This window comes from Sporosarcina sp. JAI121 (genome assembly GCF_013408665.1).
Classification (GTDB): Bacteria; Bacillota; Bacilli; order Bacillales_A; family Planococcaceae; genus Sporosarcina.
Genome location: NZ_JACCCL010000001.1, coordinates 1,410,662 through 1,429,453, shown reverse-complemented (window position 1 = coordinate 1,429,453; position 18,792 = coordinate 1,410,662). Strand labels below are relative to the sequence as shown.

Annotated in this window: 20 protein-coding genes; 7 read left to right on the top strand and 13 right to left on the bottom strand. The window is 44.0% G+C overall.

What is annotated here, in order from left to right:
* Positions 1 to 17: 17 nt before the first annotated feature.
* Positions 18 to 1,649, bottom strand: a complete 1,632-nt coding sequence (locus tag HDC33_RS06705) for a Na/Pi cotransporter family protein (protein WP_179391705.1) — start codon at positions 1,647 to 1,649, stop codon at positions 18 to 20.
* 201 nt (positions 1,650 to 1,850) lie between these two features.
* On the opposite strand from HDC33_RS06705, the gene HDC33_RS16795 reads away from it, so the two are divergent.
* From HDC33_RS16795 to HDC33_RS06685, 4 genes are all read left to right on the top strand, one after another.
* The gene (locus tag HDC33_RS16795) at positions 1,851 to 2,354 is read left to right on the top strand and encodes a DUF1189 family protein (RefSeq protein WP_179391704.1); all 504 of its coding nucleotides are present in this window, start codon (positions 1,851 to 1,853) and stop codon (positions 2,352 to 2,354) included.
* A gap of 45 nt (positions 2,355 to 2,399) precedes the next feature.
* Positions 2,400 to 2,741 carry a hypothetical protein gene (locus HDC33_RS06695; RefSeq protein ID WP_179391703.1) on the top strand — a complete coding sequence of 114 codons (342 nt, stop codon included), beginning with the start codon at positions 2,400 to 2,402 and terminating at the stop codon, positions 2,739 to 2,741.
* An 82-nt stretch (positions 2,742 to 2,823) separates the two neighbouring features.
* Entirely contained in the window at positions 2,824 to 3,948 is a 1,125-nt protein-coding gene (gene ispG / locus HDC33_RS06690) for a flavodoxin-dependent (E)-4-hydroxy-3-methylbut-2-enyl-diphosphate synthase (RefSeq protein WP_304625717.1), read from the top strand.
* Positions 3,945 to 4,529: a 5' nucleotidase, NT5C type gene (locus tag HDC33_RS06685; protein WP_179391702.1), complete on the top strand. Its 585-nt coding sequence runs from the start codon at positions 3,945 to 3,947 to the stop codon at positions 4,527 to 4,529. Before ispG ends, HDC33_RS06685 begins: the two co-directional genes overlap by 4 nt.
* 48 nt (positions 4,530 to 4,577) lie before the next feature.
* On the opposite strand, the gene HDC33_RS06680 is transcribed toward HDC33_RS06685, so the two are convergent.
* The 3 genes from HDC33_RS06680 to HDC33_RS06670 are packed head-to-tail and all read right to left on the bottom strand — an operon-like array spanning position 4,578 to position 6,624.
* Positions 4,578 to 4,994 (bottom strand): Fur family transcriptional regulator, encoded by a 417-nt coding sequence (locus tag HDC33_RS06680; RefSeq protein WP_179391701.1) that lies wholly within the window; start codon positions 4,992 to 4,994, stop codon positions 4,578 to 4,580.
* Complete coding sequence (locus HDC33_RS06675) at positions 4,991 to 5,857, bottom strand: metal ABC transporter permease (protein WP_179391700.1); 867 nt, start codon at positions 5,855 to 5,857, stop codon at positions 4,991 to 4,993. The genes HDC33_RS06680 and HDC33_RS06675 overlap by 4 nt, the downstream gene beginning before the upstream one ends.
* A complete protein-coding gene (locus HDC33_RS06670; protein ID WP_179391699.1) occupies positions 5,854 to 6,624 on the bottom strand; it encodes a metal ABC transporter ATP-binding protein in 771 nt (256 codons plus the stop codon). The genes HDC33_RS06675 and HDC33_RS06670 overlap by 4 nt, the downstream gene beginning before the upstream one ends.
* Positions 6,625 to 6,726: 102 nt before the next feature.
* Between HDC33_RS06670 and HDC33_RS06665 the strand changes: the two genes are divergently transcribed.
* The gene (locus HDC33_RS06665; RefSeq protein WP_179391698.1) at positions 6,727 to 6,975 is read left to right on the top strand and encodes a hypothetical protein; all 249 of its coding nucleotides are present in this window, start codon (positions 6,727 to 6,729) and stop codon (positions 6,973 to 6,975) included.
* A gap of 71 nt (positions 6,976 to 7,046) precedes the next feature.
* Here the strand turns inward: HDC33_RS06665 and HDC33_RS06660 are convergent, their stop codons facing one another.
* Together HDC33_RS06660 and HDC33_RS06655 are read right to left on the bottom strand one after the other, a co-directional pair.
* Positions 7,047 to 7,952: a deoxyribonuclease IV gene (locus HDC33_RS06660; protein ID WP_179391697.1), complete on the bottom strand. Its 906-nt coding sequence runs from the start codon at positions 7,950 to 7,952 to the stop codon at positions 7,047 to 7,049.
* Positions 7,949 to 9,244, bottom strand: coding sequence for a DEAD/DEAH box helicase (locus HDC33_RS06655; protein ID WP_179391696.1), 1,296 nt, complete (start codon positions 9,242 to 9,244; stop codon positions 7,949 to 7,951). The genes HDC33_RS06660 and HDC33_RS06655 overlap by 4 nt, the downstream gene beginning before the upstream one ends.
* Positions 9,245 to 9,356: 112 nt before the next feature.
* Between HDC33_RS06655 and vrrA the strand changes: the two genes are divergently transcribed.
* On the top strand, positions 9,357 to 9,806 hold the full coding sequence (vrrA, locus tag HDC33_RS06650; RefSeq protein ID WP_179391695.1) for a VrrA/YqfQ family protein: 450 nt from the start codon (positions 9,357 to 9,359) through the stop codon (positions 9,804 to 9,806).
* Positions 9,807 to 9,870: 64 nt separating this feature from the next.
* The gene (locus tag HDC33_RS06645) at positions 9,871 to 10,848 is read left to right on the top strand and encodes a 4-hydroxy-3-methylbut-2-enyl diphosphate reductase (protein ID WP_179391694.1); all 978 of its coding nucleotides are present in this window, start codon (positions 9,871 to 9,873) and stop codon (positions 10,846 to 10,848) included.
* A gap of 208 nt (positions 10,849 to 11,056) precedes the next feature.
* Here the strand turns inward: HDC33_RS06645 and HDC33_RS06640 are convergent, their stop codons facing one another.
* The 7 genes from HDC33_RS06640 to dnaG form a co-directional block, all read right to left on the bottom strand.
* Positions 11,057 to 12,175: a Nif3-like dinuclear metal center hexameric protein gene (locus HDC33_RS06640; RefSeq protein ID WP_179391693.1), complete on the bottom strand. Its 1,119-nt coding sequence runs from the start codon at positions 12,173 to 12,175 to the stop codon at positions 11,057 to 11,059.
* Positions 12,172 to 12,870: a tRNA (adenine(22)-N(1))-methyltransferase gene (locus tag HDC33_RS06635; RefSeq protein ID WP_179391692.1), complete on the bottom strand. Its 699-nt coding sequence runs from the start codon at positions 12,868 to 12,870 to the stop codon at positions 12,172 to 12,174. Before HDC33_RS06635 ends, HDC33_RS06640 begins: the two co-directional genes overlap by 4 nt.
* 126 nt (positions 12,871 to 12,996) lie before the next feature.
* Positions 12,997 to 13,374 carry a cytochrome c550 gene (cccA, locus tag HDC33_RS06630; RefSeq protein WP_179391691.1) on the bottom strand — a complete coding sequence of 126 codons (378 nt, stop codon included), beginning with the start codon at positions 13,372 to 13,374 and terminating at the stop codon, positions 12,997 to 12,999.
* 333 nt (positions 13,375 to 13,707) lie between these two features.
* Positions 13,708 to 14,847, bottom strand: a complete 1,140-nt coding sequence (locus tag HDC33_RS06625) for an acyl-CoA dehydrogenase family protein (RefSeq protein WP_179392657.1) — start codon at positions 14,845 to 14,847, stop codon at positions 13,708 to 13,710.
* Between the two features lie 91 nt (positions 14,848 to 14,938).
* A complete protein-coding gene (locus tag HDC33_RS06620) occupies positions 14,939 to 15,496 on the bottom strand; it encodes a hypothetical protein (protein WP_179391690.1) in 558 nt (185 codons plus the stop codon).
* Positions 15,497 to 15,605: 109 nt separating this feature from the next.
* The gene (gene rpoD / locus HDC33_RS06615; protein WP_179391689.1) at positions 15,606 to 16,724 is read right to left on the bottom strand and encodes an RNA polymerase sigma factor RpoD; all 1,119 of its coding nucleotides are present in this window, start codon (positions 16,722 to 16,724) and stop codon (positions 15,606 to 15,608) included.
* A 34-nt stretch (positions 16,725 to 16,758) separates the two neighbouring features.
* Positions 16,759 to 18,573: a DNA primase gene (dnaG, locus tag HDC33_RS06610; protein WP_179391688.1), complete on the bottom strand. Its 1,815-nt coding sequence runs from the start codon at positions 18,571 to 18,573 to the stop codon at positions 16,759 to 16,761.
* Between the last annotated feature and the right edge of the window lie 219 nt (positions 18,574 to 18,792).

The window sequence follows — 18,792 nt, the reverse complement described above, 5'->3', positions numbered from 1 at the left end:
TCCTCCTATACGAACATTTATGCTCTATTTCCAAGAATTGCTTCCGCAATATTCACAGCATGGTCACCGACACGCTCCAAGTTTGAAACGATATCAACAAACACCATGCCTGATTGCGCCGTACATCGACCTTCATTTAGTCGTAAAATATGATTTTTCCTGAATTTCCGTTCCATCTTGTCGATGAGAACTTCTTTTTCTGCAACCGTTCTTGCCAGTTCCATATCATTCAGGTTGAGTGAATCTACAGCTTTCTGGACAGTTTCAATAGTTAACGTAAACATTTCCGATAGATCGTTCATCGCACCGTCCGTCAGTTTTACTCGGTTGACATCACGATAGTCAATGAGTTCGATAATGTTTTCAAAATGATCGCCTATCCGTTCAATATCACGCACCGTATCCATGAGCATAAAGTGACGTGCAGATTCAACCGGCGAAATGCTTACTGAAGTTATTTCAACAAGATAGTCCGTAATTTTTCGGTCCAGGTTATTGATGGCATCTTCAATTTGATATGCTGTTTCCGCATGCTTTTTATTGCCTGTTTTCAAGTATTCAAATGACTCTTGCAAACCGCGAACACTGAAATCGCCCATGCGAATGATTTCCTCTTTCGCTTGTCCAATTGCGACCGCAGGTGATTGCTCTATAAAATGCCTGTCCAAGTGCTTCGGTTTATATTCAATTGTAACATCTTCACCTGGAATCATTTTTGTCACTAACCAAGCCCATGCTCCTATTAACGGGAACTGGATGATAGTATTGGCAATGTTAAACGATCCGTGTGCAAATGCAATTTGCATTTTATTTTCAAGGGCCAACACTCCTGATATCCACTCGACGTATGCAGTGAACGGTATGAGAAGCAGCATGAAGACGACCGTTCCGATGACATTAAATAATACGTGTGTTGCCGCAGCACGCTTCGCTGCTACCGAAGCACCGATTGATGCAAGAACAGCTGTAATCGTTGTTCCAATATTATCACCAAATAAAATTGGTAGTGCTCCATTGATATTAACGAGATTTTCGGCATAAAGACCCTGCAAAATACCGACCGTTGCACTCGAACTTTGTACAATCAATGTGAATACCGTCCCAACAACTACTCCAAGCATCGGTTGATCGCTCATCGATACCATCATATCAGTGAACACTTCTAATTCCCGAAGCGGCTTCATACCTCCACTCATCAATTCGAGGCCAAGGAAAAGTCCGCCGAAGCCAAAAATGACTTCCCCAAGGTTTTTAATTTGGTTTTTCTTAATGAAGAAAATAAGAAATGCTCCGACCGCCATGATCGGCAGCGCATAGGCCCCGACATCAAGACCGATGATGAATGCCGTAACAGTAGTTCCGATATTTGCTCCCATAATGACACCGATTGCTTGACGGAGAGTCATGAAACCGGCACTCACAAGACCTACTGTAATGACTGTCGTTCCCGAACTTGATTGAATCAAAACGGTAACGATAATTCCGACCAGTACACCCATGAACGGGTTTGTCGTGAAACGGTCAAGGATTGCACGCAGCCTGTCCCCCGCTGCTTTTTGAAGGCCGTCCCCCATATACTTTATCGCGAACAAGAAAATTCCGAGCCCGCCTAGAAACTGGAACAGCATTTCCTGCCAGTTCACTTCCATTACGCAGTCAACCTCCATTGTGTATGCTTTATGTACGCATCCCATTATGGGGATAGCAATCCCCAATTGTAAATAGAAGTAGCCGAATCTTTACATTCCCTTAACAATTGGTTTACGAAATGTCATCATTCTGTCGAATATAGTTGTAAACACAACTGCTTTGTAAAATGATAGACTGTTGTAGATGAAGGAGGTCATAAAGTGAAGTTCCAACAGCTTTTCAAATCAGCGATTCATGAACCGAAAAAACTGGCGGCATTTCGCCTTTTACCGATAGGAAAGGTATTCCGTTATGTTTTCGTTTTTGTCGCGTTATTTACATTGTTATCTTTCATCCGCTATATTGGCGGAGATGCTGTTTTATTCGAATCAACGCCTGAACAGATGGAGCACGGTAAAACAATCGGCGGTCTCATCTATCCGATTGCATTTTTGTTGCAGCTTGTCATCAGTACTTCTTTCATATTCATCCAAATCAGTATTTTAGGTTACATAGGCTTACTTTTGCTAAAATTGATGAAGAGACGTGGGGAATACCGCCATATATGGAGAACTTCCGCTATTGCGGTTACCGTTCCTATACTTTTGACAATTGGACTTGATTTCCTGCCGTCACTGAAAACCTTCAGTACGGTATTCACAGCTGTTGTCCATTTTGCTTATATTGCTGCCGCGGCTAGATATTATCCCAAAATGCCTCAATGAATATTTCCCTGTTCCGTGCATATAGTGGCGGAAGGGGGAATTTCCATGAGAATACTACTACTCGCAGTTCTATTATTCGCAACGTTCCATTTCATACGACTCGATTTGGTGGAAGGTACAATCCCGCTCGCTTCTTTTGTCAATGAACAACAGCAACAATGTGAAGAAGAAAAAATCAAAACCATCACCGTCTCTACAGTCGACGGTGATACGATTGAAACATTGTTCGCACTGTATCCCGATGCTGAAACCGGATTTATCGATAGGTTGTCTTCCTTCTATTCCTTGAATCCTCATCTTCAAAACCAGCAAATTGTCGGCGGTGAAAAAATTGTACTTCCATTATCAGGTACGCAAACCGAAAAATGCATAGAGTACAATCGATAAGGGCTGTCCCTTGTCTTTTCACTATGAAGATTGCTAAAATAGCTATAGTTATGAGGCTATGGCCAACTAAGGAGAGAAATAAATGAGTGCAATGATAAACAGAGCAAATACACGTCCTGTCCGGGTCGGTAACCTGACAATCGGTGGCAGTGACGAGTTATTCATCCAGAGTATGACAACTACTAAGACACATGACATCGAAGCGACAGTCGCGGAAATCCTACGTTTGGAAGAGGCCGGATGTCAAATTGTCCGTGTTGCGTGTCCTGACGAGCGAGCAGCCTATTCCATCGGCGAAATCAAAAAACGGATTAACATTCCGCTTGTGGTAGACATACATTTCGACTATAAATTAGCGTTAATCGCCATCGAACAAGGGGCGGATAAGATTCGCATCAATCCTGGTAACATCGGTAGACAGGCAAAAGTCGAAGCTGTCGTCAATGCTGCGAAAGCAAAAGGCATTCCGATTCGTATCGGCGTAAATGCCGGATCCCTTGAGAAAAAGATCCTTGAAAAATACGGCTACCCGACAGCCGACGGAATGGTGGAAAGTGCACTGCACCATATCAAAATATTGGAAGACCTCGATTTCCACGATATCATCGTGTCATTGAAAGCTTCCGATGTAAATTTAGCGATTGAAGCGTATCAGAAAGCGGCGGCAGCATTCGATTACCCATTACACCTCGGCATAACTGAGTCAGGGACGCTGTTTTCAGGGTCCATTAAAAGTGCGGCGGGTCTCGGTACCCTTTTATCAGCAGGCATCGGCAACACGATGCGGGTATCGCTGAGTGCCGATCCTGTTCAAGAAATTAAAGTGGCACGTGAATTGTTGAAGATATTCGGTCTTTCGTCAAACGCAGCTACGCTAATTTCATGCCCTACATGCGGTCGGATTGAAATCGACCTCATTACAATCGCGAATGAAGTCGAAGAATATATTTCCCACATAAAAGCTCCGATTAAAGTTGCAGTGCTCGGCTGCGCGGTCAACGGACCGGGTGAGGCGCGCGAAGCGGATATCGGAATCGCAGGCGCACGCGGCGAAGGACTTCTCTTTATGAAAGGTAAAACCGTCCGAAAAGTTCCGGAAGAGACGATGGTCGAAGAGTTAAAAGTCGAAATCGATAAACTTGCGGAAGAATATTTTGAAAAGAAAAGACAAGAAGAACTACTCCTGCAAGGTGGGAAAGTTGAATGAGGAGTCTCCGCTTCGGTATTGATATCGACGGAACGGTGACATGCCCCACTTCTTTATTGCCGCATATAAACGAGCAGTTCGGCTGCAATCTGGTTCTTGATGATATCAAAGAATATGACCTGACAAAGGCATTTACAGTAGATGAAAAAAATTTTTATGATTGGTATAAAAGTGCGGAGCCGCATATTTACAAAACGTCTCCCGCTCAAGAATATGCCAAAGACATTTTAACCGATTGGCAAGCACAGTTTGAACTGTACTATATTTCCGCCCGGGGCCATCATGTATACGATTCCACACTGAACTGGTTCAAACAACAGGAAATCCCGTACGATCATATCGAACTTGTCGGAAGCCATTATAAGATTGAAACGGCAAAAAAATTCGGTGTTCATGCTTTTTTTGAAGACAAGCATGATAATGCTGTAGAAATCCATAAAGAGCTAAATATTCCAGTCATTCTATTTGATACGCCGTATAACCGGAAGCCGATTCCTGACGGTGTCATCCGCGTGTCTGATTGGCAGGAAGCAAACAAATGGATCAAGCAGTTATTTCCCATAGTAGAAGCTTCCATTTAAATGATAAAACGGTGTGAACCTCTAGCGTTAGAGGCTCACACCGTTTTTTTATTTCGCAACACATAAAGGACACTTGCCATAGATTTCGAATTTATGCCCTTCTACTTCATAATCAGGTAGGTTGACAGTAATCATTTCCATAGGACAATGTGAAATACTCCTAGTTTTTCCGCATGCCGTACAGATGAAATGATGATGGTGAACGCCAGGATCACATTGCATCCGAAAATGGCGGTCCCCGTTTAAATCTGTCTCTTCGAGGATACCTAGGTCTGAAAAGGTCGATAAGTTTCGATATATCGTATCAAAACTTATTCCCGGATTATCCTCTTCCATGAAGTTTTTCACTTCGAGCGCTGTCAAATAGCGGTCATTCTCCGAAAAGAACTGTAATATCGTATCTCTGTTTTTTGTCCGCTTAAATTGTTTTTCCTGAAGGATACGCCATGCCTCATCGAGTGTCATACCAACTCCCCCTTCGCTGCACGGACATTCCGTCCGCCCTGGACTTTCTTCCAGCCAAGTACTACTAATAAAATAAGTATTGATGTGATGACAATCGTTCCCCCTGGAGCGATATCCAAATGATAGGCAGTGATTAGTCCAATTATGACCGCCAACTCTCCGAATACGATGGAGTAGATCATCGCCCCCTTGAAACTTTTTGCGAGCTGTATAGCCGCCGCAACCGGAATCGTCATAAGTGATGACACTAGCAAAATGCCGACAATCCGCATCGACGCACCAATGACTAACGCCGTGATGATCATGAAGACCATCTGGATGTACCGCGGATTTATACCAGAAACTTTCGCGTACTCTGCGTCGAATGACAGTACAAACAGTTCTTTATAAAGAAACCGGATATAGACGATGACTATGATTGCAATTACGATAACGACGAGCAGATCCTGCCTGCTGACCGCAGATACTGAACCGAATAAATAACCGATTAAATCCGAGCCGAACCCTTTTGATAACGAAATGAAAATAGCACCAAGACCGATTCCTGCCGATAATATTACCGGAATCGCCAATTCTTCATAATGACGGTAAGCTCCCCTCAATTTTTCAATCAGTAACGACCCACCTACGGCTGACGCAATTCCTAGATAAACCGGGTTCAATGCAGCGAAAAAAAGAACTTGTTGGCTTAGGTAAAGACTTCCGGCGATACCCGCCAACGCTACATGACTGAGCGCATCTGCGATTAGCGAAAGACGTCTGACGACGATGAATAGACCGAGCAAAGGGGCAATGACGCCGATGATCAAACCGGACAGAAAAGCATTCTGAAGAAATTCATACGATAAAATATCAGTGATCATCGTTCCACCTCATCCTTATGCTGGTGGACGCGCCGGACAGGATGTCCATACCATCTGGAAATATCGTCATCTTCCATTTTTTTGTACTCGGACTGTCTACCGTGAAAATGGATGGTTCTGTTCAAACAGGCCACATGCGTTGCAAGATCGGTGACGAGGTCGATTTCGTGTGTCACAAGCAAGATTGCAATTCCATGCTCACGATTTAATTTATTGAGCATAGAATAAAATGATGCGACGTTCTGCTGATCGATTCCAACCGTCGGCTCATCCATGATTAGAAGATCCGGTTCACCGGCAAGTGCTCTTGCTATGAACACACGCTGCTGTTGACCACCGGATAATTCACCCATATTTCGCTTTGCAAAGTCCGCCATACCAACGATACGGAGTGCTTCTACTGTTCGGTGCTCATCTTTTTTTGAAAAACTTTTAAATAACCCTACTTTACGAGCCAATCCACTTCTCACAACTTCAAGGACGGTCGCGGGAAAACCAGAGTTGAACGAGTTGGATTTCTGAGAAACATAACCAATCCGTTCGCGGTGTCTAAATGAATCGATATCCGCACCAAACAGTTTCACCGAGCCGCTGGATGGCCGTAAGAGTCCAAGAATAATATTGATAAGGGTTGATTTACCGGAACCATTCGGCCCTATCAATGCCCAAAACTCCCCATCTCCAACTTGGAGGGAAATATGATCAAGGGCGATTGATTGTTCATAACTGAAACTGACATCGTCCAGCTGAATAATGTTAGTTGACATTTTACTATCCCTTCCCTGAAACAGGAATCATTACGATTCACTCGTCAAATTATAAACCAAGACACGAAGGGATACAACCATTTAAGAAAGAAGGAATCATTTGTGGATTATGTTCAACTGTTAAATGAAGTGAAAATGAGAAGTGATGAGGAAGTCAAAATCATTGCAAGGCAATACGGAATCGACTTTTCCAAGTCGGAAATAAGGGCTTTGCGTCCATTGCTTGATGAAATTTCATTTCATTGGCTTTTTACGGGGGTACCGGAAGCCTTCATCAATAAAATCCGGTTGGCCATCGGTGATAAAAAAACTGAAATTCTATTCAAGAAGTATTTGGATTCCACCAAGTAAAAAGTGTCTGTACACTTCTTAACAAAAACCTCCCGTCTGCATATAGACTCTTTGCAGACGGGAGGTTCAATTTATCCTCTTAACAGATCAATCTTTTCAGGTTGAAATGATGTTTCTTTGAGCATTTCAATCTCGAATTTATATGGCGCCGATTTCTTTTTCGGATCTGCACCTACAAACGGTGTTTCAAGAATTTTTGGAATCGATTGGAAACCTTCATGATGAACAATATAAGAAAGTGGTTCAAAACCGATATGACCGAATCCGATATTTTCATGACGGTCTTTCATTGCACCGCACTCATTTTTACTATCATTGACATGGATGACGGAAATTCTTTCCTTGCCCACAATTTTATCAAATTCGTGCAGTACACCTTCAAAATCATTTACGATATCATATCCGGCATCATGAACGTGGCATGTGTCGAAACAAACCGATAAACGCTCATTATGCGTTACGCCGTTGATGATTGCGGCAATTTCATCGAAGTTACGACCGCATTCAGTCCCTTTCCCCGCCATCGTTTCGAGTGCGATGCGTACTGGATAGTCCTGGGATAGGACTTCGTTCAGCCCTTCGATGATCTTCGCGATCCCTAGCTCGGCACCAGCCCCTACGTGCGCGCCCGGGTGAAGAACAATTTGATCAATACCAAGTGCAGCGGTACGTTCAATCTCCATTTGCAAAAAATCGACACCGAGTCTGAATGTCTCGGGCTTAAATGTATTTGCGATATTAATGATATAAGGTGCATGGACGACGATATTGGATTGTCCATTTTCCTCCATGTTCAATTGACCCGCTGCGATATTCAATTCTTCAATCGGTTTCCTGCGTGTGTTCTGAGGAGCCCCGGTATAGATCATGAAAGTGGTCGCTCCGTAACTTGCAGCTTCCTGGCTTGCCCCAAGCAACATTTTGCTTCCACTCATAGATACATGGGATCCAAGTAATAATGGTTGATTGTTTGTCATTTTTTACGTTTCAATCTCCTTTCCCGCTTTTTGAACCTTTCTACTTCCTGAGCCATTTTCTTTTTATAGCCCGGTTTCACTTTCGATGGTTTTTGTACGAACGAAATCGCTTTACGGTCGATATCATCTTCTTCTTTTACACGGTTTCTTCTTGCATGGCGCTCTTTTACCTCGACCCACTCACCTTTTTTCACTTCTTCATGAACAAAAGGAATGCCCATCTTTTCAATTCTGACCACCTTATCGTCTTCAGATGGTTCATACAGAGTAATCGCAGTCCCTTTAAGCCCTGCACGTGCAGTACGTCCAACGCGGTGGATGAAAAACTCGAGGTCATCAGGCAGCTCGAAGTTGATGACGTGGCTGACACCTGGAATATCGATTCCGCGGGCTGCAAGGTCCGTCGCTACAATGTATTGGAATTCAAGGTCACGGATTTGTTTCATCATCCGCGTCCGTTCACGCGGTGTTAAATCACCGTGTATCCTTCCTACTTTAATGCCGTTCTCAGCTAGATAAGTAGCCAGTCCTTCGGCATTTTGCCTTGTATTCATAAAGATAATCGCCAAATAAGGATTGATGCCTTGCATTACTTCCAACAATTTCTTCCTTTTATTCATGCTGCGGACAGGAACAAGAGAGTAGTGCATCCCTTCCGTCAATGGTTTTCGTTCACCGATTTTCACATGAACAGGCGATTCCATATATTTAGTCAGAAACGGTTTAAGTTTTTCCGGAATCGTCGCTGAGAAGACATACATTTCCAGTTTAGCGGGCATTTTCGCTGCAAACTTATCGATATCCTCGATAAAGCCCATGTCGAATGCAAGATCCGCTTCGTCAATCACTAATATTTTTGCAGTATGAATGGCAAGCGCTCCATTTTCGGACATATCATTGATCCGCCCAGGTGTTCCTACTACGATATGAGGAATCGATTTCAGCTTCCCGATGGACCGTTGCTTGTCCGTACCGCCGATTAGCAGTGAACTGCGCACATCTGTGCCTTCCGTCATTTTAGCGAGCTCATTGTACAATTGCGTCGCCAGCTCTCTTGTCGGAGCTGTAATAACCGCTTGCAGCTCATCGACAGTTGTATCTGTCCGTTCCAATACCGGAATTAGGAAGCTGTGTGATTTCCCCGTACCTGTATGTGCTTGTCCGATTGCGTTCGTCCCTTTAAGGATGAGCGGTATAATTTCCTTTTGTATCGGTGTCGGCTTCTCAAAACCGAGCCTCCCGATTGCTTCGCGTAAAAATGGTTTGAATTGATAGTCTGTAAATTTAGACATACGTAACCCTCCTAATGTACACCTATTGTAACACGATTTCGTTCCGCCGTATGCGATTTTCGCATAGTATAGTATGTGAAAGTCCATTCTTATTTATAGAAAGGAGATAGTTATGAGGTATGAATCCTTTTATCCGTTCGCACGACACCAACCACCCCCGAATTCTATGGGACAAACGGGCTTCGGTCCGCCCCCTCGATTAGGGCAGGGGCAAGGACCCAGACAACCATTCATGAACGGTCCGGCCAACAATCCGTTTGGCGGGCCGACGTCCGGTCAAGGGATGCAGCAAGGTCCATCAAAAATGGAATCGTATATGCAAACAGCTAACCGCTTCTTGAACACGGCCCAGCAATTCGCACCAATGGTTCAGCAATTTGCGCCAATGGTTCAAAACTTGCCTGCAATGTGGAGATTGTATAAAGGTTTCCAATCGCTCCCATCGGCCGGTGCCTCCGCTGGGTCGGCCGCAAGTGGAGTAGCGTCCGCCGCGCAATCAGCGGTTGCAAATACGCCGCCCGGTCCATCTGTCCCCCGTATCTTCCAGCCGCCCATCCGATAATTTTGAATCCGCCGCCCGACTCCGCTATAATGGATGATAGATCCTATTAGAGGAGTGAGACTGCATGAAAGTATTAAAGATTACCCCAAGGGGTTACTGTTATGGGGTTGTCGATGCAATGATCATCGCGAGAAACGCGGCGCTCGACAAGACGTTGCCGAGACCCATATATATATTGGGAATGATCGTCCATAATAAACACGTTACGGATGCATTTGAAGAGGATGGAATCATTACTCTCGACGGGGAAAATCGTTTAGAGATCCTAGAGCAAGTCGAAACGGGCACGGTTATCTTTACAGCACACGGCGTTTCTCCGGAAGTGCGTGAACTGGCGAAAAGAAAAGGCCTTGTTTCGATTGATGCAACTTGCCCGGACGTAACCGTTACCCATGATCTTATCAAAGAAAAAACTTCAGATGGCTACGATATCATTTACATCGGCAAACAAAATCATCCTGAGCCGGAAGGTGCAATCGGTGTGGCGCCTCATGCGGTGCATCTGATTGAAACTATTGAAGACGTCGAAAAACTGGACGTGAAAAATGACAAACTGCTCGTGACGAATCAAACGACGATGAGTCAATGGGATGTCGTTCACATTATGGACGCACTTAAAGAAAAATATCCACATATCGGAGTTCATAAGGAAATTTGTCTTGCTACACAAGTTAGACAGGAAGCCGTCGCACAACAAGCCGGCGAAACAGAACTTTTAATTGTCGTTGGGGATCCAATGAGCAATAACTCGAACCGTCTGACACAAGTTTCCGTTGAGATTGCCGACACACCATCGTATCGAATTTCGGATGTATCGGAACTTGATGTGAAATGGTTGGAAGGTATCGAAACTGTTGGTGTCACAGCGGGTGCTTCCACTCCGACTTTAATAGTTCGTGAAGTGATTTCATTCCTCGAGAATTTCAATCCCGAAGATCCAGCTACACATATCCCGGAACGGAAATTTCAATTGGAAAAAATTCTTCCAAAAATTAAAAATCCCACCCCTGTCGAACGAATTGAACCTTACGCAACAACTTGAAGAAACCGGCCTCCCATTGCAGAGGCCGGTTTCTTTCGTCATGGTTCACTAACTAAATAAGTTCAAGTATTGAATCCGGTTTATAAACTGAACGAAGGTTCCTTAACAGAGGTAGCCGAAGCCATAAGCCCGACGGCGAAGTTACCTGGCTTATGATTGGAAGCATCCCCTAGCGCTGCAGTGATTCAATGGAATTCTTTATTTCAACTTATATGAATGTAAATGGTTCAGTGATGACCACCGATTCGATGAAGGACACATGATAACCAGCTTCCTTGCATGCTGAATGCATATGATCCACGACACCGCTAATCATCACTTTCTCGATATTATGGCCCGGGTCTATGACGGCGAGCCCCATCGCTTCGGCATCATGGGCAACATGATAATATAAATCACCCGTCACTAGAACATCCGCTCCACTGCGTTTAGCGGCTCCGATGTATTTGTTGCCATCCCCGCCCAATACCGCAACTTTATGAATTTCCTTGTTTGGATCACCGACAAATCGCAATGCTGGAACCTTAAAGATAGTTTTAACAAGTTCGGCAAATTGTGCAAGAGTCGTTTTTTCAGGAAGTTTCCCGATACGGCCGAGTCCATATTCATTCGACCGCTGATCAAGTGCAAAAAAATCATAAGCAGGCTCTTCGTATGGATGGGCGTTCAACATTGCATTCAGCACTTTACTGCGAAGCGAACCAGGAAGAACAACTTCGATTCTTTCTTCTTTGACCTCTTCGCCTTTCCCGATTTCACCGAGGAATGGATCGGCTCCCTCTGTAGGCGTGAAGCGACCAATGCCCGTGGAACTAAAACTGCATCCCGCGTAATCGCCGATTGCACCCGCACCCGCTTTTGCCAGCGCCTGCCGGATGTCGTTTGAATGCGATAGCGGACTGAAGACGATCATTTTGTAAAGCGGTTCAGAAAATGTCCGCTCCACTATTTCCGTGTCGACTAGTCCAAGTTTGGAAGCTAACATATCGTTTACTCCCCCTGGGGCAACATCCAGATTCGTATGTGCCGCATAGACGGCAATATCATTTTTAATACATTTCTCGATCATTCTGCCTTGCGGTGTATCCGTCTTAAGACTTTTCAATGGCCTGAAGATCGGTGGATGATGTGCGATGACGAGACTGGCGCCTTTTTCAATCGCTTCATCGATCACCTCTTCATTGACATCCAAAGTAACGAGCACCTTTTCCACAGGGCGATTCAATTGGCCGATATGAAGACCGATTGGATCCCCATCCATCGCGAAGCGTTTTGGTGACCATTGTTCGAAAAGTTCAATTACCTCATGACCATTAACTTTTTTCACGTCGCCAACACCTTTCCAACTAAATCGATATGACTTTTCAACTGTGCTTTTTTCGTTTTTATAGCATCTGTTTCCGACGCCTTTTCGAGTGAGTCAAGTACGCGTTTCCATTCCACCATCTCGTTTTCCCACTTTTCGTAGAATACATCCGTTTTTGAATCAAGCAATATGGGACCCGCCATCAATTCCAATTCACCATACGCCGACTGCCCTTTTTCCAACACAATTATTTCATATAATTTGCCATCTTCTTTCAGAATTCGCTCGTCTGCAACTTTCCAGCCGTTAACGACTGCCCATTCACGAATAGCCCGTGCATATATATTCGGTTGTGTAATGATGCGATTTATATGAGCCAGTCGTTCCTTACCCCGATCCAAAATCGTTGCGATAAGCGGACCTCCCATCCCCGCAATCGTCACGGTATCGACAGCATCACTTTCTTCGATGGCAAATAGACCATCTGCCAAACGTATTGTAATAACTTCCGACAAACCTTCACGCAGTACATTTTTCACTGCAGATTCATAAGGCCCCTTTGCCACTTCCCCGGCTACAGCCTTTCTTACTTTTCCAGTATGTATAAGGAAACATGGCAAATAGGCATGATCACTGCCGATATCTGCAACGACTGCCCCTTTGTTGACGAAAGAAGCGACCGCCTCTAATCTGTTGGATAATCGTTCTGAATTCATTTTTTCGCCGCCTTTCTTAGCTAGTAGTGTATAGGAATTCGGAAGTTTTTGCACTATCTTTGAATTCGAAAAAGCTGCCAGTCAACAGATATATCTGCTGACTGACAGCTTTTTGCTCGTTTCTACTTATTTAAGTGATAAGATATAGTCTGCCATTGCGTCAAGCTCGGCATCATCAGTTATTAGTCCGCCTGGCATTCCGCCTTCAGCACCTTCTTTGATGATGGTTTTAATTTCATCCTTAGATAGTTTTGTTCCAGCCAAAGCTGGTCCCATTCCACCCGTAAGATCGCCACCGTGACAGCCGATACATTTACCTTGAGCAACCGCTTCAGCGTCAAATTCCGCAGAATCCGCCGCACCTTCAGCTTCTTCAGTTTTTCCCTCTTCACCCTGTCCCGCGATTTCCTCTTTCTGATCAAGTCCATAAATAGACATGAAGAAAATAAGTCCGATACCAAGCGCAAAAATCAGGATATAAGGCACTATTGGATTTTTACTCATTGAATTACCCTCCTTCATCAGGATTTATTCTGTAATGAATACAGTACACAACTATTATTGTACTGTATCCCAATGAAAACTGAAAGGGATATCGCTGATTTTTTCGCTCTTTGTGACAAATTCGACAAACATTTTGCTGTTGTTTTGCTGCGGGTGTCTTTAGCACTTTTATTATATAAACCTAGAAATGATAAAACGCTCATATTGTGTCTAAGTTGCCAGTTGGAGTTATGTCGTCTAGTATTCAGTGCCTGGCCCCTCGTGTCGCTTCAGTCTTCAAGTTAGTGGTCCTCCAATAGGGAGGCATTGAACTAGCCGCTTTCGCATTTGTTCTTAGCAGCCAATCAATCTGGCGATGACCATTCTTTGGACTTCCGAAGTGCCTTCCCCGATTTCGAGAAGTTTTGCATCTCGCATATAGCGTTCAACTTCGTATTCCCTCATATACCCATATCCTCCATGGATTTGAATCGCTTCACTCGCAACTTCCATAGCGATTTCCGACGCATATAATTTACACATGGAAGCTTCTCTTGAAAATGGACGCCCCTGATCCTTCAGCCATGCGGCTTTATGTACCATAGTTCGTGCGAGCTCAATTTTCATCGCCATGTCTGCTAACTTAAATTGGGTTATTTGAAATTCGGAAAGCACTTTACCGAATTGTTTACGTTCTTTGGAATAGCGTAGCGCACGGTCAAACGCAGCTTGAGCAATTCCTACAGCCATAGCGCCGATTCCAATGCGCCCTCCGTCAAGAGTGACGAGGAATTGCCGGAAACCGTTGCCTTGAGTGCCTAGCAGGTTCTCTTTCGGCACACGAACATTGTCAAGCACCAGCTCTGTAGTGTTGGAAGCATTAAGCCCCATTTTTTCATAATTATCAATGACTGTGAAACCTTCTACATCGGTTGGTACAATGATTGCGCTTATTTCTTTCTTGCCGCCTTCATTCCGCGTAATAGCGGTAATTGCAAGATGCTTGGCATAACTTGCATTCGTGATAAACATCTTAGATCCGTTGATGACATAATCATCGCCGTCTTCTTTTGCTGTCGTCTGCGTCCCCCCCGCATCCGATCCTGCATTCGATTCTGTCAATCCAAATGCACCGAATGATTCGCCTGTACAAATAGGAGTCAAATATTTATGTTTTTGTGCTTCGGTTCCAAACAGATTGAGCGGAGCGCCTCCTAATGAAATATGAGCGGAATAAGTGATTCCCGTCGACGCGCATGCGCGGCTCAGTTCTTCCGTCACGATAGCGAAACTGATCGTATCAGCCCCTCCACCGCCGTATTCTTCCGAAAACGGTAAGCCCATCATTCCCATGCCGGAAAGCTGTTTAAAGACTTCCACTGGAAACTTCTTTGACCGATCACGGTCGACTGCCCCCGGTGCAACAACTTCATCTGCAAATTCCCGGATCATTTTTTTTATCATCTGCTGTTCTTCAGTTAAATCGAAATTCAACATCTTCATCCCCTTTGCTGTGAACGCTTTCGCTTACAATTTCAATTATAACGAATTGTCCAACGCTTTCACAGTAAATAGTGAAAGTTTACTAGACTTTAGAATGAAATAAAAGGAATCCGATGATTAATAGAAGTCCAGCTGCTCCCGAAATTGTGAAATAAAGCAATTTAAGCAAACGACCAGCAAACAGCCAAAGTACACAATTTAAAATGAGCAATCCAACGAGTAGCATCACTTGCCCTTCAAAAAAGACACCCCATAACTTTAGGGACATTAACAGCAACATGAATGATGTCAATATGTATAGAACCGGTGCAATATCAGATTGAATAGTTGATTTACGTAAGGTCGACATTAAAAAAAGGAATGAAACAATCGCTGTAAGAGTAATCGTCAATTCGGGGTGACGAATAAGTACGAACATGCAAACACCGACAAATATTGTTAGTAAGGAAAGTATTAATAGCATCAGATTATATCTTCTTTTCTCTTTAAGAAGTATCCCTTCTGCAGCTTTCGTTTCTTTTTCTTCTTCTCCTTGCGCATAAAGAGTAATAAGGAAATCACAGTAATGCTCAGGTAACAGCTTGTTTATTTTCCAATACTTGATTTCAGAAATAATCATCTTTTTTCGCTGTGGATGCATGTATTTGATCGCTCCTTGATAAATATAGGAAAAGTGGAGAGCGCCATTCAGTCGCTCAGGATATGTATAGTGAAAAAAGCACCGGCACATGGTTCGCCGATGCAATCTTTTATTCAAGGAAATCTTTTAGACGTTTGCTTCTGGATGGATGGCGCAGTTTACGAAGTGCTTTCGCTTCAATTTGACGGATCCGCTCACGTGTGACGCCGAACACTTTACCGACCTCTTCAAGTGTTCTCGTACGGCCATCGTCGAGACCGAACCGTAGACGCAGGACATTTTCTTCCCTGTCCGTCAATGTATCAAGTACATCCTCCAATTGTTCCTTCAGTAGCTCATATGCTGCATGATCGGATGGAGACTGGGCTTCGGAATCTTCAATGAAGTCACCAAGATGGGAATCATCTTCTTCACCGATCGGCGTTTCCAATGAAACGGGCTCTTGTGCAATCTTCAAAATTTCACGCACTTTTTCCGCAGTCAAATCCATTTCCTCACCAATTTCTTCCGGAGATGGTTCACGCCCGAGGTCTTGCAGCAATTGCCGTTGGACACGAATTAATTTATTGATAGTTTCTACCATATGCACTGGAATCCGGATTGTACGGGCCTGGTCCGCGATTGCGCGGGTGATTGCTTGCCGAATCCACCATGTTGCGTACGTACTGAATTTGAAGCCTTTTGTATGGTCGAATTTCTCTACCGCTTTTATAAGCCCCATATTCCCTTCTTGAATCAGGTCGAGGAAAAGCATGCCGCGTCCCACGTATCTTTTCGCTATACTGACGACAAGTCGAAGGTTCGCTTCTGCAAGTCGTTTTTTAGCTTCTTCATCACCATCAAGAATACGGATTGCGAGTTCAACTTCCTCCGCCCCTGTCAACAAGTCTACACGGCCGATTTCTTTCAAATACATTCTGACCGGATCGTTGATTTTGACGCCTGGCGGTACACTAAGGTCATTCAAATCGAACTTTTCCTCTGTCACCACTTTGCCTTCTTCTCCAGCTTCTTCATCGGCTTTTCGATCCATCTCAATCCCTTGCACTTCTATCAAATCAAGGAATTCCTCGAATTGTTCCGGCTCCATGTCAAAAACTGACAACTTTTCTGTTACCTCATCCAGCGTTAGTTCGCCTGTTTTCTTTCCGGCCTCCAACAGGTTCGCTTTCACATCTTCAACGGTCATTTCAATTTCCATATCTTCGGATTTCTCTTGTTTACTCATCTTACCCGTTCCTCCTTAGTACACCGGAATACGACTACATTACCGTCAATGATTTCCGGAGCTGTATAATTTCCCTGGCCAGCTCCAGCGCCCGGGTATGATCATTCTTTTTTTCAGCTTCTTTTGATTCGTGCATTTTCGACTGGATTGTCAAACTGATTCGATATCTTTTCAAATGACGGATACAGTCTGCTATTTCTTCTTCCGCGTGTTCTGGATCTCTTTCCACCATAGCGGATTGCAGAACGACCTTCCTAAGTTCCCGGTCTTCCAAAGACTCAGCGAACCTGTGGAAATCAGGTGTTCCGTGTTGTTCGTAAAACCCGGCAAGTCGAATGAAGATAGCTACATACTCCTCCCGGTTGAACAGATTTTCCTTGTCCTCGCGTAAACGGTCGAAAAGGGCGCCGTCATTCAGCAGATGATGGAGCAACAATCGCTCGGCGCGTTCGGTGACTGTTTGTTTTTGAAGCGGTACAGCATTTCCGGAACGAACCGGCTCTTCGCGGTCCGGTTCAACCTTTTCCCTTTTCGCCTGATGCCCGGCCATTTTTATGAACTGCTGATTAATCGCCTCGACGGAAACACCCGTTATTGTTGAAAGCTGCCGGATATACAAATCCCGTTCCACCGGCGATGATCGCTTTGCCAATTCTTCCAGTACTTCATGGATATATTGCAATACATCGTTTTCATATGATAAATTCTTGGAACGTTTAGCATATGCCATGATGAATGACATGAATGAATGCGGATTACCGAGGACTTTTTCGCGAAAAGCATCCCCGCCAAATTCTGTAATATAGTCGTCCGGGTCCATTTTCCCCGGCAGAAGGGCGATTTGAACATCCATCCCTTTCCGCGTAACCATACCCGCAAATCGTTTGGCTGCTTCCCATCCGGCGTCATCACCATCACAGCAGATGATGATATCTTTAGCTATTCTTTTAAGCTTAAGGAGATGCGTATCTGATAAAGATGTACCCATTACCGCAACGCTATTCGTTACACCGGCACGATCTGCCGAAATTGTATCCATAAATCCTTCAAACAGTATTACTTTACCCGTTTTACGGACGTTAAGACGTGCATTGTGAAAATTGTACAAGATTTGACTCTTTTCGAATATCGGCGTTTCAGGACTATTCAAGTATTTTGCTTCTTGTTTCGAACCCGATAATATCCTTCCGGAGAATGCGACAACGTTTCCATTATCGTCACGAAGCGGAAACATAATACGTGAACGGAATCTGTCAAAATAGCCTGTCCCATCATCTTTCATGATACACAATCCAGCTCGTTCCATTTCTTTCATATTAAAACTTTTACGTTTCAGGAGACTTGATAACGCTTCGTTATCATTAAGTGACCACCCGATTCCATATTTTTCGATATTGTCCCGCGTAAACCCTCTTTTTTCAAGATATTCTAGTGCTTCTTCACCTTCTACAGTGTTTAATAGTAGATGACTATAGAAATTTGTTGCAAGAGCATGTGCTTCAAGCATAGATTTAAATTCGTTGTTTTGCCTGGCTTGGGGGCCTTCACTTACCGCTACATCAATCTCTATGCCAGTCCGTTCGGCCAATTTTACGACCGCTTCGGAAAATGGACTGTTCTCGATATCCATGACGAATGTAATCGCATTGCCGCTAGCACCACAACCGAAACAATGAAAGAGCTGTTTATCTTCCGATACGGAAAAGGAAGGCGTGCTTTCTCCATGGAACGGGCACAAACCGAACCAGTTCTTTCCCCTTTTTGTCAGCTGTACAAACTCCCCTATTAAATCTACGATATCAGTCTTTGATCGGACGGCTTCTATAGTCTCTTCTGGTATTCTCGTCATCCTATCACCAACCACTCTATCAACATTGAATTCGAGGTGGATTTCAAAAATCCTTCTAATTCGACAAAATATTTTCGATTATACTCAGAATCTCTCATATTACACTAATTGAAAATCTTTATCTCCAAATAGGCCTCATTTTTCAAAAAAACTTTTTTCGAAGTATCCGCAAAAGAAGAACCACCCCGTATGAACAGGAGGTCCTTCTTCAGCACTGTG